The sequence below is a fragment of the Bartonella sp. AP88HLJMH genome (genome assembly GCF_042195605.1).
GTDB lineage: Bacteria > Pseudomonadota > Alphaproteobacteria > Rhizobiales > Rhizobiaceae > Bartonella.
Genome location: NZ_JBHIOR010000012.1, coordinates 29074 through 45389, shown reverse-complemented (window position 1 = coordinate 45389; position 16316 = coordinate 29074). Strand labels below are relative to the sequence as shown.

The window sequence follows — 16316 nt, the reverse complement described above, 5'->3', positions numbered from 1 at the left end:
GTGTTTTTATGGTTAGAAGTTGTCTTTCTATTGTTCTTGCCGCAGGTGAGGGGACGCGCATGAAATCGTCTCTGCCTAAGGTACTTCATAAAATTGCTGGATTGCCTCTTATATGCCATGTTCTAAAACAAATAGAATTGGCAGGCTCTTCACAATTAGTGGTTGTTGTGGGATATGGTGCTAAGGAGGTTACGCACGTTGTTCAGTCATTTGTAAAAGATGTAATGATTTTTGAACAAAAAGAGCGTTTAGGAACTGCCCATGCTGTTTTGTCTGCTCGTTTAGCTTTGCAAAAGGAGGTGGATGATGTGCTCATTGTTTTTGGGGATACTCCTCTCATTCAGCAAGATTCATTGCACCAAATGCGTGCACAGCTTGCTGATGGAGCAGATGTTGTTTTTGCAGGTTTTCATACCAAACATCCAACAGGTTATGGGCGTCTTCTCGAGAAAAATGGTCAATTGATTGCAATTGTAGAAGAAAAAGACGCTAGCGATGAAGAAAAAAAGATTTCTTTTTGTAACGGTGGAATACTCGCTATGCGTGGAAAACATGCACTTTCTCTTTTAGAGAAAGTTGGTAATAATAATGTGAAAAAAGAATATTACTTAACAGATATTGCTTCTCTTGCAACATGCGAAGGATTAGATGTGCGTGTTGTTGAAGTTCCTTTTGAAGATATTGTAGGAATTAACAACGGTCTTGAGCTTTCTGAGGCTGATTCTTTGTGGCAAAAACGTAAAGCGCGCGATTTAATGTTATCGGGTGTTACACTCTTAAAGCCAGAAACACTCTATTTTTCTTATGATACAGAAATTGCACCAGGGGTGGTGATAGAACCAAATGTTTATTTTGGGTTAAACGTAAAAGTACAATCTGGTGCGGTTATTCATGCATTTAGTTATCTCGAAGGTGCTGTGGTTGGTAGAGATGCACAGATTGGTCCCTATGCACGTTTGCGTCCTGGAACAGAGTTGGCAAAGTCCGTAAAGATTGGAAATTTTTGTGAAGTCAAACAAGCTAAGGTAGGAGAATCTTCTAAAATCAATCATTTAAGTTATATTGGTGATGCCGAAATTGGTGCACATACCAATATTGGAGCCGGTACGATTACTTGCAATTATGATGGATTTAACAAATATAAAACCATGATTGGTGATCATGCTTTTGTTGGGTCTAATACGGCACTTGTTTCCCCATTGGTAATAGGGGATGGCTCTTATGTTGCTTCAGGAAGTGTTATTACTGAAAATATTCCTATGAACAGTATGGCTTTTGGGCGTGCACGACAGGTTATAAAAGAGGGCTATGCGACAAAATTTCGAGAGCGTTTGTTAGAAAACAAACAGAAAAAATGATTATTTTCAGCTTATTCTTTTGTTTCGTGTTAATCTAACGATGGATGGAAGATTTATTCTTAAAGATTGCCGTATTCCATGTTTGAATTATTTTTATTATTTATAGTTTTAAATAAAGGCTGTTGGATTGTTTTGTAAAATTTGAATCTTAAGATGTGGGTTGGAGCTTTTTAATGTGTGGAATTATTGGAGTTCTTGGAAAGAGGTGTGTTACGTCCTCTTTGGTTGAGGGGTTAAAACGTCTTGAATATAGAGGGTATGATTCATCTGGGGTGGCAACGGTCCATAATGGGCATCTTTATCGTGTACGTGCTGAGGGGAAGCTTGTTCATTTAGAAGAAAAATTAAAAAAAACACCTCTGGAGGGAAGTTTAGGGATTGGTCATACCCGTTGGGCTACGCATGGAATTGCTGTTGAACGCAATGCGCATCCCCATGTGACTGAAAAGCTTGCGATTGTTCATAATGGTATTATTGAAAATTTTGTAGAACTGCAAAAGGAACTCATAGAGGATGGTTGTATCTTTGAAACAGAGACGGATACGGAAGTTATTGCACATTTAATAACGCGTGCATTAAAAGATGGTCTTTCTCCGCAAGAAGCCATACGTACCAGTTGGAAAAGGCTGCAGGGGGCTTTTGCTATTGCTCTTATTTTCGAAGGTGAAGATAACCTTATGATTGCGGCTTGTTCTGGTCCACCTCTGGCAATTGGTTATGGAAAAGATGAATTTTTTGTGGGGTCAGATGCCATAGCTTTGGCACCATTCGTTGATTATATTAGCTATATGGAAGATGGGGATTGGGCTGTTCTCACACGGGAAGGTGTTACAATTTATGATGCTAATAATCAACCGGTAAAACGTCCTGTGACGACATTACTTGAAGGGGCTTTATTGATTTCTAAGGGTAATCATCGTCATTTTATGCACAAGGAAATGTTTGAACAACCTGAAGTGATTTCTCATAATTTGGCGCATTATCTTGATCTTGGAAATTATGCGGTTCGACCCCTTGAGAATTTGATTGATTGGAAAAATATTCATCGTCTCCTTTTTGCGAGTTGTGGAACGGCTTATTATTCAACCTTAGTTGCGCGCTATTGGTTTGAGAAATTTGCCGCTTTAAGTGTTGATAATGATGTTGCTTCGGAGTTTCGTTATCGTGAACCTCCTATAACGTCTGATGTGTTATCGCTGTTTGTTTCTCAATCTGGTGAGACAGCTGATACATTGGCTTCTTTGCGTTATTGTCGTGAGCGGAGTGTAAAAACAGCAACAATTGTGAATGTAGAGCAATCAACAATGGCAAGGGAGGCTGATTTTATTCTCCCAACACTTGCCGGACCGGAAATAGGTGTTGCTTCAACAAAAGCTTTTACCTGTCAATTGGCAACGCTTGCTTCACTCGCTCTTAGTGCGGCTAAACAACGTGGCTATCTTTCGGCTCAAATGGAAAAGAAACTGGTTCAACAGTTGGCAGAAGTTCCACGTATTTTAAATGAGGTCTTAAAACTAGAGAGAAAAATTGAATGTATTTGTCGTGATTTGGTAAATGCAAAAAGTGTTCTTTATCTAGGACGTGGAACTTCTTATCCGATTGCTTTGGAGGGAGCCCTTAAACTGAAAGAGCTTTCTTATATTCATGCTGAAGGTTATGCGGCAGGTGAATTAAAGCATGGACCAATTGCTCTGGTGGATGAGACAATACCCGTTATTGTTGTTGCACCTTATGATCGGTGGTTTGAAAAAACTTTTTCTAATATGCAAGAAGTGGTAGCGCGTAATGGTCGTATTATTTTAATAACCGATAAAAAGGGAGCAGAAGTAGCTTGTCTTAAGACTTTATCAACGATCACTTTGCCAGATGTTCCAGAATTTATTTCTCCTATTATTTATGCACTCCCTGTTCAGTTAATCGCTTATCATACGGCTGTTTTATTAGGAACAGATGTTGATCAACCCCGTAATTTAGCAAAATCAGTCACGGTTGAATAAAAGTATATTTCTGAATCTTTTGGAGAATAATCAAGTGTAAGAAATTGATTTATAATGAAACTTATTTTTTCATTTTTCTCTGTTGAACGAGAATACTGAAGAAAGGTTTTTTATTCCTAAATCCTTTACGATAAAACGAAAAATATTTTCTTACCTATCAAAAAATAGATCAGTTATGTGAATATAATGGTAAAAAAAGACGCAATATTGCTTCTACTGTTTTAATGCAGTTGATTTGTTATTCGTTCATGAAGCATAAAGATGGTAAGAGACTGCGTAGATCATTTATGGGTAATTCTAAGAGAAAATCATATTTGAACAGAGAGGTATTTAAGTTTTTTATTAGAGGGTCTTTGTTATCCTGCTCGTAAGAGGCGTGCAGCATCGTTGTGTCCGAAAAGATAAAGGAGCAACCGTAAAGCTTGTCCTTGCTCAGAAGAAAGATGAGGATCGCGTTGTAAAAATAAACGAGCATCTTTTCTTGCCATTGACAAAAGATCGCTATGAACTGCAAGGTTTGCTATATGAAATTCAGGGACTCCGGATTGTTTTGTACCTAAAAGTTCTCCTTCGCCTCGTAGGCGCCAATCTTCTTCAGCAATTTCAAAACCATCTTCTGTATTGCGGATAATATTAAGGCGTGTTGCTGCTGTTTTAGTCAGTGGATCTTTATAGAGCAAAATGCAGGAAGATTTTTTATCGCCTCGTCCTACACGTCCACGTAATTGGTGCAATTGTGAAAGGCCAAAATGTTCCGCGTGTTCGATGATAATGATCGAAGCATCTGGAATATCTACTCCCACTTCAATGACGGTGGTTGCAACTAAAATACGTGTATTTCCACATTTAAAAGATGCCATAGCGGCTTCTTTTTCTGCTGTAGACATTTTTCCATGGATCATACCAACGTGTGCTCCAAAGCGCTCATGGAGAAATGCAAAGCGGTTTTCAATTGAAGTGAGATCAAGAGCTGTCGATTCTTCTACTAAAGGACAAATCCAATAGAGCTTTTCTCCTTTTTCTAATGCAATTGCGATTCTCTCTATAAGCTCATGAAGACGTTTCAAAGAAAGCGTTGCTGTTGTAATGGGTTGTCGTCCCATTGGTTTTTCGGTAATTTTAGAGACATCCATATCACCAAAAGCTGTTAAGACAAGTGTGCGCGGAATGGGCGTGGCGGTCATAACCAGCAGATCAGCTTTATTGCCTTTTTCTGTAAGAGCGATACGTTGATGGACACCAAAACGGTGTTGTTCATCGATAATGGTTAAAGCGAGATTATTATAAGTAACACTGTTTTGTATGAGAGCATGGGTTCCGATGACAATAGAAACTTGACCTGACAGAATATCATTCACGATATTTGTCCGCAATTTCCCTTTTTCTCGTCCTGTTAAAAGCGTTGTTTGTAATCCGACCTTTTCGGCAAGAGGAGCGATGGTGGCAAAATGTTGCCTAGCAAGCACTTCAGTTGGTGCCATTAAAGCTGATTGTCCTGAATTTTCAGCAATTTGTGCCATTGCCATCAATGCAACAACAGTTTTTCCTGCGCCTACATCACCTTGAAGTAGTCTTAGCATCGGTTCTGGTGAAGCAAGATCATTTGCGATATCTTCTACTGCTTTTTTTTGTCCGGTTGTGAGTTGAAAGGGGAGGATATTAAGCAATTTTTTAGTATAAATTCCTGTTGATGGTCGAGAAGTGCCAACAAGAGATTTAGTTTTCAAACGCACGAGTCCTAGTGCCAATTGACAAGCGAGCAATTCATCATAGGCAAGACGTTTGCGTGCTGTACTTTCTAAGGATAGATCATTGGGGTTAATGGGTGCATGGATACGGCGTAAAGCAACAGAAAAAGAAGGAAAATTTTGCTGCTTTTTTACATTTTCATCTATCCATTCTGGTAGAAGAGGAATAAAATCAAGAGCGTTTTGTATGGCGCGTCTTAGTGTCTTTACAGTTAGTCCGGCAGTAGAGGGATAGACAGGTTCGATCAGAGGTATCTGATTTGATTGTTCGCTTGGGGCAATATAGTCTGGATGCGCCATTGAAAGCTGTCCATTAAACCATTCAACTTTTCCTGATATAATGACTTTTTTTCCTTCGGGGAGTTGTTTTTTTAGCCAAAGAGGTTGAGCATGAAAAAAGACTAAATTTATTTTTCCTGTGTGATCATGGGCAATAACACGATAGGGAATTCGGTTGTGACCACGGGGTGGTGGTTGATGCTGATCGATGATAATTTCGAGCGTAACAGTATCTCCTTCTTTTGCACAAGTAATGTTGGGACGCATTCTGCGGTCTATAACGGAATGGGGCATTAATTGAAGAAGGTCAATAAGGGTTGCTTCGCGTTGTGTGGGATTAACATCTAAGAGTTTGGTCAATAAACCATAGACTTTAGGTGTAATACCAGAAAGAGTTCGGATAGAATTAAAAAGTGGGGTAAGAAGACTTGGAGGCATGAGCAAATTTAACCTGCCCTTTTTGTTTTTTCTAGACCTTTAGAAGAGCTTTTTGGGGATAAAGTCATAAAGACAAGGTTGCTTTATTTACACATTGAACTTTAGGAAGAGAAATTAATATTTAAAGAAAAATACAATTAAATGGTCAAAAATTAAAGTACTTAGATGAGGTATATTGTTTTTCTTTTTATTTTAGGTGTTTATTTGCTGTGAATAGAAGCATTTTCTTGATAGAACTCTCTTATAAATATTAATAAAATTGGGATATTGCTCCTATGTAGGATGATGAATTTATAGCTTTAAAGTTTGATGATGAACAGAAGTTTTTTCTTTTATAAGGGGTGCTGTTTAGCATTTATTTTGTAGTGGGAAATTGTGAGAGTGGTAAAAAATAAAATGCAAATGCAAGAGAACAAAAATTCTCTTCCTCGCTTTATTCATTTGAGAGTGCATTCAGCTTATTCCTTGCTCGAAGGGGCTTTAAAAATCCCCCAAATTATTCAACAGACGATTTCAGATCATGCACCAGCGGTTGCTATTACCGATACCAATAATTTATTTGGTGCTTTGGAATTTTCACAGCATTGTCTTTCTCATGGGGTCCAACCTATTATTGGTTGTCAGCTTACTGTTGATTTTTGTGATGAAAATGATCATTCACGTTTGGTTAAAGGACGTAATGCTTCTGATTTTTGCTCTATTGTTCTTTTGGCTGCTAGCGAAACCGGTTATGCTCATTTGGTTCGTCTTGTGAGTCGTGCTTATCTTGATAAGTGTGATACTGATCCTCCTCATATTAAAGCTGATTGGTTGTCAGAACACAGTGAAGGCATAATCGCTTTAACGGGTGGAAAGGGAGGACCTATTAATCTTTCTTTGGCAGAAGAGAAAAAAGAACATGCTGTTGAGCGCTTAATTTATTTGAAAAAATCTTTTGCTGATCGTCTTTATGTGGAGTTACAACGGCATGGCTCTTATGACCGGAGAGTAGAAGCTGATCTTATTGAATTGGCTTATGCGCATGAAATTCCTCTTGTAGCAACGAATGAAGCTTTTTTTCTGCAAAGAGAAGGGTATGAAGCGCATGATGCGCTGATGGCTGTTTCAGAAGGACAAATTGTCTCTAATCCAGATCGCAAACGTGTGACACCAGATCATTATTTGAAGTCACAAGATGAAATGGTTACACTGTTTTCTGATCTTCCAGAAGCTTTGGAAAATAGTGTTGAAATTGCATTGCGTTGTCATATTGCCTCGCCTCTTCGAAAACCGATATTGCCTCGTTTTATAGAACAATCTGTTAATTCAGAAACTACTATAGAAATAGAAGATAGTGAGTTATTAAATCAGGCTAAAGATGGTTTGAAGATTCGGCTTGAAACAATAGGGTTGGCTGAAGGATATACGATTGCAGATTATGAACAGCGGCTTGATTATGAAATTTCAGTTATTACGCGTATGCAATTTTCTGGATATTTTCTTATCGTTTCAGATTTCATAAAATGGGCAAAGGTTCATGACATTCCCGTTGGACCAGGCCGGGGTTCTGGTGCTGGTTCACTTGTTGCTTATGCATTGACGATTACTGATGTGGATCCCTTGCGGTTTTCTCTTCTCTTTGAACGTTTTCTGAATCCAGATCGTGTTTCGATGCCAGATTTTGATATCGACTTTTGTCAAGAGCGGCGCGAAGAAGTTATTCAATATGTTCAAAAAAAATATGGACGTGATCAAGTTGCTCAAATTATTACTTTTGGTAAGTTACAGGCACGTGCAGTTTTGCGTGATGTGGGGCGTGTTTTAGAAGTTCCTTATCGTCAGGTGGATTATCTTACAAAATTAATTCCTGCCACCCCAGGAAGTCAGGTAGAATTAGCAGATGCTATTAAGGATGAACCTAAATTTGAAGAAGAAAAGAAAAAAGATCCCGTTGTTGGACGCGCATTAGATATAGCGCTTCAGTTGGAGGGACTTTATCGTCATGCTTCAACTCATGCTGCTGGGATTGTTATCGGAGATCGTCCACTTTGGGAGCTTGTCCCGATGTATCGTGATCCTCGTTCTGATATGCCTGTTACACAATTTAACATGAAATATGTTGAACAAGCGGGGCTGGTAAAATTTGATTTTCTTGGATTAAAAACGCTTACTGTTTTGAAAATGGCAGTCGATTTTGTTGCCAGAAAGGGGATTAAAATAGATTTATCAAATATTCCTCTGAATGATGAAGCAACCTACGCTATGATGGCACGTGGTGAAACGGTTGGCGTGTTTCAGGTGGAAAGTTCTGGTATGCGCAAGGCGTTGATTGGAATGAAGCCAGACCGTATTGAAGATATTATTGCGCTGGTTGCACTTTATCGTCCAGGTCCAATGGAGAATATTCCAACCTATAATGCACGCAAACATGGGGAAGAGGAAATTGCTTCTATTCATCCTAAGATAGATCATCTGATCAAAGAAACACAAGGTGTTATTGTTTATCAAGAACAGGTGATGCAGATTGCTCAGGTGCTTGCTGGCTATTCGCTTGGGGAAGCCGATTTATTACGTCGTGCTATGGGGAAAAAAATTCATGCTGAAATGCAAAAACAGCGTACGCGTTTTGTTAATGGAGCCGTTGCAGGTGGTGTGGATAAAGATCAAGCTGATATTATCTTTGATCTTTTAGCAAAATTTGCCGATTATGGTTTTAATAAATCGCACGCTGCTGCTTATGCAATTGTTTCTTACCAAACAGCTTATATGAAAGCAAACTATCCCGTTGAGTTTTTAGCTGCTTCAATGACATATGATATGACGAATACAGATAAGCTCAATGATTTTCGGCGTGAAGCATTAAGGTTGGGTATTGAAGTTATTGCACCTTCTATACAAACATCTCATCGTGTTTTTGAGGTTGGTGATAACTGTATTTATTATTCTCTTGCTGCCATTAAAGGTGTGGGAGAAACTGTTGTAGATCATATTGTTTCTTGTCGTGGGAATAAGGTTTTTAAGGATTTGGAAGATTTTTGTGCGCGTGTTGATCCTCGTATTGTTAATAAGCGTGCGATGGAAAGTTTAGTTTGTGCTGGTGCTTTTGATTGTTTTAACATTGCACGTGAGGTTTTATTAGCCAATCTTGGAACCCTTCATGCGCGTGCACTTCGTATTCTCGATGACAATTCTAGCGGGCAGGTTGATATATTTGGAATGGCAGGCGGATTAAAAGAACCATTGATTTTATCGCAAACAACCCCTTGGTTGCCGGCTGAGAAACTTTATCGAGAATTTCAAGCTATAGGTTTTTACTTTTCTGCGCATCCTTTGGAGGAATATCAAGCTATTCTAAACAAAAAACGCATTCAGACTTGGGGTAATTTTGCCAATGCCGTTAAAGGGGGAGCAACGGCTGCACGGCTTGCTGGAACTGTTGTGGCAAAAAACGTGCGCAAAACAAAATCTGGTAAAAAAATGGGAATTATTCATTTTTCTGATACAAGTGGACAATATGAAGCAGTTCTCTTTTCTGAGGCACTCTCGGATTATGAAGAGATGCTAGAACCCGGAAAATCTTTTATTATTACGGTGAGCGCAGAAAATCGTTCTGAAGGAGTTAGTTTGCGAATTGAAACAATTCAGTCTTTGGAAAATGAATCATTACAACAGCATAAAATGATGCGTCTCTTTATAAAAACAGTTGATATGCTTCCACAAATTGAACAAAACTTAAATCTTGGGGGGAATGGAGAGGTTGGGCTTATTTTAATTCAAGAGGATGGATTGCGAGAAGTCGAAATTGCGCTTCCTAAGCGATATAAGGTAAATTCACATGTCGCAAATGCTATGAAATTAATTCAGGGTATTGTTGATGTAGAATTGAGTTAAAGAAAGATTAAAGATGGGAGCTGATTTTGAGTGGTGTTTTTGCTTTTAGGAGAGCTAAAAATGGAGCTTTTAAAATCGGATTGTAGGTTTCGAAAAATATTGCTTTTATTTGAGTAAATTATGATATTTTTTTAGTGTCATAAAATTAAAAAAAATCTCGTTCTTTCGTAATATTCAAAGTGTCGGAAGGATTTTATAAGTTTTTATCATTATTTTTTATAGAATTCATCGCATCATACATGTAAAGCCAATTGAGATCTGACATAATGCTCTCTGGTGTACGAATTTTCATCATGAGATTGCGTGCAATTGCTATGGGACCGGTTGCGTGATAGGCTAATCTATTGAAATCTCCGCGTTTTTTTACTGCTGCAATACGCGGGGTGCGTGTTGTTTCGTAAAGCGAAAGTGCTTTCGTTAATGAAAAATCTTTCAATGAAAGTGCTTTTGCTAATGTGGCAGCATCTTCGATTGCCATAGCGGCACCTTGTGCTGCAAAAGGTAAGGCAGCATGTGCGCAATCGCCAACAAATACTTGTCTCTCTAAACCGATAAAACGATTTTGTTTCATTTGAAAGAGTGGCCAATAACTCCATTCATCAATATGATCAAAGATTTGTAAGATTTTTGAATTCCAATCTTTAAAAAGAGATTTGAGTTTTTCTTTATCTCCTTTATGGGCCCATCCTTCTTTTGAATTTTCTCCATGCGTAATGGCGACAAAATTAAAAATTTTTTCTGACGATTGAATGGGGTAGACAACAAGATGATTTTTTGGTCCCATCCAAGCCGTAATTGTCTTCATATTTTGCAATGAAGAACGAAAGTTTTGAGGAAGATTATCAGATGTTGTTGTTGCACGCCAAGCAATAAAGCCACTAAAATTTGCTTTTTCATGAAAAGGAGATTGTTGCCGTAATGTTGACCAAACGCCATCACATCCGATCAGGAGGGGCGTTGAATAAAGCTGTTCTGTTGCCGTATCTGTTTTTATTGTCGTGATTTTAATGTTGGTTGCCGATTGGGTAGAAGATACAATCGTTTCGCCTGCTTTGTATTTGATCAAAGGATTTTCAATCACTGCATTATATAAAATTTTTTGTAAAGCCGCGCGGTGAATCGTCATATAAGGGGCTTTCCAATATTTTTCTGTTAGATTAATAAGATGAGCCCGTAGATGTATTTTTAAAGATAATCCATCTTTTAACTCAAGAAAATATGGGATTGTCGCGACTTCAGTGAGTTTGTTAAGAAGTTTCCAGCGAGCAAGAATAGATGTTGCATTTGATGTCAGTTGAATACCAGCGCCTATCGTTTCAAGTTGCTTACACTTTTCGATAATGGTGCTTGCAATTCCTTTATGAGCGAGTGCTAAAGCAGTGCTTAAACCAGCAATTCCTCCTCCAACGATGATGGGTGATTGTTCCACAAATGATTTCATATTAAACAAGCAGAATTAAAAGAGGGGTTATTAAGAAAGCCAAAAAACGCAATTATAATAGCTTTTCTGGATGATATAAGCATCCTGTTGGGTTTGTTTGATCGTATGATAGCGAGGGAACATAACGATAAAGGGTTGAGCAGTAAGGGCAAATTTTCTCATCTGCTGCTCCCATATCGATAAAGATATGAGGATGATCGAATGGGTGTGTAGCGCCTACACACATAAATTCTTTCACACCAATTTCGATTGTTTTATATCCAAGGTCATTTTGGAAATGAGGAATATTGTGATCAGCCATGGCATACAAACTCCAGAATAAATTTTCTCATCAGCTATGATTGGGCTCTTCTATTTTATAGGCGTGAGTTTGTAATAAAGCGTATAATAATGCAAGATGCTTTTTAAGACAAATTTCTCTTCTTTTATGCTATATTAGAATAGTTGTCTTACTTTTAGTGCTTTGCGCATAGCAATAATTCCAAGTACTTTTAAATATTAAATGGAAAAATGATGTGGGAAGTTAGGCATTGATATATTATTATGATGATAACATATTATCAAATGTTATGTGAGATATTTCGTCAAGGATTTTAGAAAATATAAAAGAAAATTATTTAGGATATATGGAACAGAGGGTGGTAGATAAAATTTCTATATCGAATATAACAATGAAAAATCCGGTACGGTTTATTAATCGAGAGTTTTCATGGCTACAATTTAATAATCGTGTTTTGATGGAAGCGGCTAATTCGAAACATCCTTTATTAGAACGTCTACAATTTCTTTCTATTTCAGCTGCAAATCTTGATGAGTTTTTTATGGTTCGTGTTGCAGGACTAGCAGCTCAAATTCGTGCTCGCGTTACAGCGTGCAGTGCAGATGGGCACACTCCACAGGAACAACTTGATATTGTATTAGCTGAGATTTCAAAGCTGCAGGCTCACCAACTACGAGAATTGAATGTTTTACGTGATGAATTAAAAAAGAATGATATTGAAATTATTTGTTCTGATGATCTTTCAGAAATTGAAAAATCATGGCTTGAAAAATATTTTCTTGAGACAATTTTTCCTGTTTTAAAACCTTTACCTGTTGATTCTACTCATCCTTTTCCATTTATTCCTAATTTAGGGCTTTCTATTGGGCTTCAATTGTCTGGAGAAACTGATCAGAATTCACACACAGTGTTGTTATCTATTTCAATGCTTTTAAGGCGTTTTATTCTTCTTCCTCAAGAAGGCAATCATTTTCGTTTTATTGCATCTGAAGATGTTATTTGCCTTTTTATTAAATATGTATTTCCTAACTATGAGGTTAAAGAAATTGGTACATTTAGAATAATCCGAGATAGTGATATTGAAGTAGAAGAAGAAGCTGAGGATCTTGTTCATTTTTTTGAAACTGCTCTTAAAAGGCGGCGCCGTGGGCAGGTTATTCGAGTTGAGTTTGACGCAAAAATGCCAGAGAGTTTACGCCAATTTATAGCGAATAGTCTCGCTGTTCCTGATAATTGTATTAATGTCCTTGACGGATTTTTAGCGCTTAATACGGTATCAGAAATTGTTTCTATTCCCCGCGATGATCTTAAATTTATTCCTTATATTTCTCGTGTTCCAGAATGTATTCGTAAACATAAAGGGGATTGTTTTGCGGCTATTCGTGAAAATGATATTGTGATTCATCACCCCTATGAGACATTTGATGTTGTTGTCCAATTTTTACGTCAAGCTGCTTGCGATCCTGATGTTGTAGAAATAAAACAAACACTTTATCGTACATCAAATGATAGTCCAATTGTTGGCGCTTTGATTAAAGCGGCTGAACAGGGAAAGTCTGTGACTGCTTTGGTAGAACTTAAAGCACGTTTTGATGAGGAAGCAAATATTCGTTGGGCCAGGGATCTTGAATGTGCTGGGGTTCAAGTTATTTTTGGTTTTATTGCATTAAAAACGCATGCTAAGATGTCATTAGTTGTGAGACGTGAGGGAAAACGTCTTCGCTCTTATGTTCATCTTGGAACAGGAAATTATCATCCCATTAATGCTAAAACTTATACCGATCTTTCTTTTTTTTCCACGGATGATGATATCGCTCATGATGTTGCGTTATTATTCAATTATATTGCGCAATATGAGCGTCCAAATGAAACAATGAAGATTGCTTTTTCACCCTTAACACTGCGTGGTCGTATCTTAGAGCATATTGAGGGAGAAATTGTTCATGCACAACAGGGAAGGTTTGCTGCTATTTGGATGAAAGTTAATGCATTGGTTGATCCTGAAATTATTGATGCTTTATATCGTGCCAGTCAAGCAGGGGTGCAAATTGATTTGGTTGTGCGGGGGATATGTTGTTTACGTCCTGGTATTCTAGGAATTTCGGATAATATTCGTGTAAAATCAATTGTCGGGCGTTTTCTTGAACATAGTCGCATTTTTTGCTTTGGGAATGGTCAAGATTTGCCTAATGAAAATGCACTCGTTTACTTAGGCTCTGCTGATATGATGCCTCGTAATTTGGACTATCGTATTGAAATATTGGTTCCGGTTTTTAATAAAATAGTGCGTCAAAAAATTCTTTTACAGATTATGTTAGCTAATATCATTGATAATCAACAAAGCTTTGATATACTTAAGGATGGAACATCAAAACGTATTACACCGCAGATAGGTGAAAGTCTATTTAATGCGCAGGAGTATTTTATGGCCAATACAAGTTTTGCGGGGGAAAATGAGTCTTTTGAGTCTTCTGTTTCGCGCTTGGTTGCGTTGCATCGGCAACAAGCCGAAATACATAAAGACTAAAATCCAATGACATATAGAGATGCTCAAGGTCGGTTAAAAGGGCGTAAGCCTGTTGCTGTTATTGACATTGGCTCAAATTCTGTTCGGTTGGTTATTTATGAGGGGCTTGTTCGATCACCAACAGTTTTATTTAATGAAAAGATTCTTTGTGGTCTCGGTCATGGTGTGGCGAAAACAGGATTTTTAGAAGAAAAATCGATGAAAATGGCGTTGCAAACACTGAAACGGTTTCGTACGCTTTGTCGACAGATTGGGGCAGATGAGGTCTATACTTTAGCAACAGCAGCAGCACGAGATGCACAGAATGGCGTAGCATTTATTCAGCATGCTGAAGATATTTTGCAAAATAAAATATATCTTCTTTCAGGAAGTGAAGAAGCTATGTATTCAGCATATGGAGTTGTGTCTACTTTTTATCAACCAAAAGGTATTTCTGGGGATCTTGGTGGTGGAAGTCTTGAGCTGATTGATATTGATCATTCTGATGTTGGTGAAGGGATAACGCTCCCATTGGGTGGTTTAAGGCTACAGTATATGTCAAATAATGATAGTGCTGTAGCTACAAAAATTGTACATGAGCAATTTTATAAATCGTCTGTTGTTCGTGCTCGTAAAGGTATAGCACGTTATTTTTATGCAGTAGGGGGGACATGGCGTAATTTGGCAAAACTCCATATGGCAATGAAACACTATCGGCTCCCTGTTATGCATGGCTATGAAGTTGATGCTGTTGAAATGGAGAACTTTTTACGTCTTGTAGCACGTGGCAATATTGATAATATGAGAGGGATTGCAGCGGTTTCTCAGAACCGTCGAAAACTTTTATCTTATGGGGCAATAGTTCTTATTGAACTCATTCAGTGTATGGAGTTTGAAAAGATAATCTTTTCTGGTGCTGGCGTTCGTGAAGGTTTTCTTTATTCACGATTGCCGCAGGCGATTCGACTTTCAGATCCTCTCATTGCAGCATGCACAGAAATGGCTATTTTACGGGCACGTTCACCAAAACAAGCAGAAGAACTCATTGATTTTACGACGAATGCTTTTGAAGTTTTTGGAATTTCAGAAACCGAAAATGAATGCCGTTATCGTCAAGCCGCTTGTCTTCTTGCGGATATTGGTTGGCGTATACATCCAGATTATCGAGGCAATGAAGCAGCAAATCAAATAGCTTTAGGATCTTATCCAGGAATTTCTCATGAAGGGCGCCTTTATGCGGCACTTGCTGTTTTTTTTCGCAATACGAGTTTATTGGTTGATAAAGAATCTCTTCCCATTTTTCAATTAGCAACTCAAAATATAATTGAAAAAGCACGTATTCTTGGCGAAACTATGCGTATTGCTCATCTTTTTAGTGCTTCTGTTGCAGGAATTTTACCTCATTTATTGTGGCATAAAAAAGCAGATCATATTATCCTGCAGATCCCAAAGAATTACGCTGGGTTATTAGGAGAACGTCCTCTTGGACGATTACAGAAGTTATCAAAAATAATAAAACAACCTCTCGCTTTTGAAATTTTTTGATTTTTTTCCTAATTTATTCGTGTTTTATGTCTTAATAATAGGGCCATTGACGAGGGATAAACTAGGTAGCCTATCATCATGAGCTGGACAATAGGACTTGTTCCATAACGCCCATGCTAGACACCACGCAAAGCATTTGTAATGCCTGAGCATTCATAAAAGAAAACATAATTTTTTATTCTGTTACTTGCATCACAGGATGGATTTTTCACTTCATAAGCTTCATGTGAAAATGAAAAGTTTTGTCCATTTTTACGTGAAAAGGTTTTCTTTTTATGCTGTGTCGTTATAACGTTTCTGTTTAGCTTGCTCGATTATCTTCATAAGATTACGATTGTAACCAACGCGATAAAAAACAAGTTTTAAAGATTTTGGGAGAGATCCATTGGTTACATGACGCTGGAATGTTGAAATACTCATATGAAACAGTTTTGCACTTTCACGGTCTGTCAAAAGAATATCATTTCAGTCATTATAAAATCCTTTCACTATAAAAAATAGAAATAAATCACAACTATTTATTAACCATGATTTTTGAATCCTTTGAAAGGTATTTAATTTATAAAAAACAGCGCTTTATCATATAATTCTTATGTGAAACTTTATGAGTCTTATTGAGACGGAGTGAGAGAATCTTACGATATTCGGAGGTCTAATTCAATATAAATAACGCTAGATTATTTTTAGAAATCAATATATTGCTTTTGTTAGGTATTTTAGTTGTTATGCTGGCTCGTTTTTGATTGTTAGATTGCAATCTCGGTAGTTTTTAATACGATATGGTGACGTGAGGCATTATATCTTTGTTTGTTCCTATTTCTAGGCTGCTATTTTTGTAATGAATGCGCTTTTAT

General features: G+C 37.6%; 8 protein-coding genes and 1 pseudogene. 5 read left to right on the top strand and 4 right to left on the bottom strand.

The features are described 5' to 3' along the window. The first annotated feature begins 8 nt into the window (after window positions 1-8). Together glmU and glmS are read left to right on the top strand one after the other, a co-directional pair. A complete protein-coding gene (glmU, locus tag ACFIMA_RS06715) occupies window positions 9-1358 on the top strand; it encodes a bifunctional UDP-N-acetylglucosamine diphosphorylase/glucosamine-1-phosphate N-acetyltransferase GlmU (protein WP_375653431.1) in 1350 nt (449 codons plus the stop codon). A gap of 173 nt (window positions 1359-1531) precedes the next feature. Next, window positions 1532-3355, top strand: coding sequence for a glutamine--fructose-6-phosphate transaminase (isomerizing) (gene glmS, locus ACFIMA_RS06710; protein WP_375653438.1), 1824 nt, complete (start codon window positions 1532-1534; stop codon window positions 3353-3355). Between the two features lie 356 nt (window positions 3356-3711). Here the strand turns inward: glmS and recG are convergent, their stop codons facing one another. Further along, complete coding sequence (recG, locus tag ACFIMA_RS06705; RefSeq protein ID WP_375653444.1) at window positions 3712-5820, bottom strand: ATP-dependent DNA helicase RecG; 2109 nt, start codon at window positions 5818-5820, stop codon at window positions 3712-3714. A gap of 402 nt (window positions 5821-6222) precedes the next feature. Between recG and dnaE the strand changes: the two genes are divergently transcribed. Further along, window positions 6223-9690 (top strand): DNA polymerase III subunit alpha, encoded by a 3468-nt coding sequence (dnaE, locus tag ACFIMA_RS06700; protein WP_375653521.1) that lies wholly within the window; start codon window positions 6223-6225, stop codon window positions 9688-9690. A gap of 193 nt (window positions 9691-9883) precedes the next feature. Here the strand turns inward: dnaE and ACFIMA_RS06695 are convergent, their stop codons facing one another. Beyond that, window positions 9884-11131 carry an FAD-binding protein gene (locus tag ACFIMA_RS06695; RefSeq protein ID WP_375677950.1) on the bottom strand — a complete coding sequence of 416 codons (1248 nt, stop codon included), beginning with the start codon at window positions 11129-11131 and terminating at the stop codon, window positions 9884-9886. Between the two features lie 52 nt (window positions 11132-11183). Continuing rightward, a complete protein-coding gene (locus ACFIMA_RS06690) occupies window positions 11184-11432 on the bottom strand; it encodes a zinc-finger domain-containing protein (RefSeq protein ID WP_375611536.1) in 249 nt (82 codons plus the stop codon). A 325-nt stretch (window positions 11433-11757) separates the two neighbouring features. On the opposite strand from ACFIMA_RS06690, the gene ACFIMA_RS06685 reads away from it, so the two are divergent. Then, the gene (locus ACFIMA_RS06685) at window positions 11758-13938 is read left to right on the top strand and encodes an RNA degradosome polyphosphate kinase (RefSeq protein WP_375613092.1); all 2181 of its coding nucleotides are present in this window, start codon (window positions 11758-11760) and stop codon (window positions 13936-13938) included. A 6-nt stretch (window positions 13939-13944) separates the two neighbouring features. Then, the gene (gene ppx / locus ACFIMA_RS06680) at window positions 13945-15462 is read left to right on the top strand and encodes an exopolyphosphatase (RefSeq protein WP_375611538.1); all 1518 of its coding nucleotides are present in this window, start codon (window positions 13945-13947) and stop codon (window positions 15460-15462) included. A 273-nt stretch (window positions 15463-15735) separates the two neighbouring features. Here the strand turns inward: ppx and ACFIMA_RS06675 are convergent. Further along, window positions 15736-15921, bottom strand: a pseudogene (locus ACFIMA_RS06675) (helix-turn-helix transcriptional regulator). Between the last annotated feature and the right edge of the window lie 395 nt (window positions 15922-16316).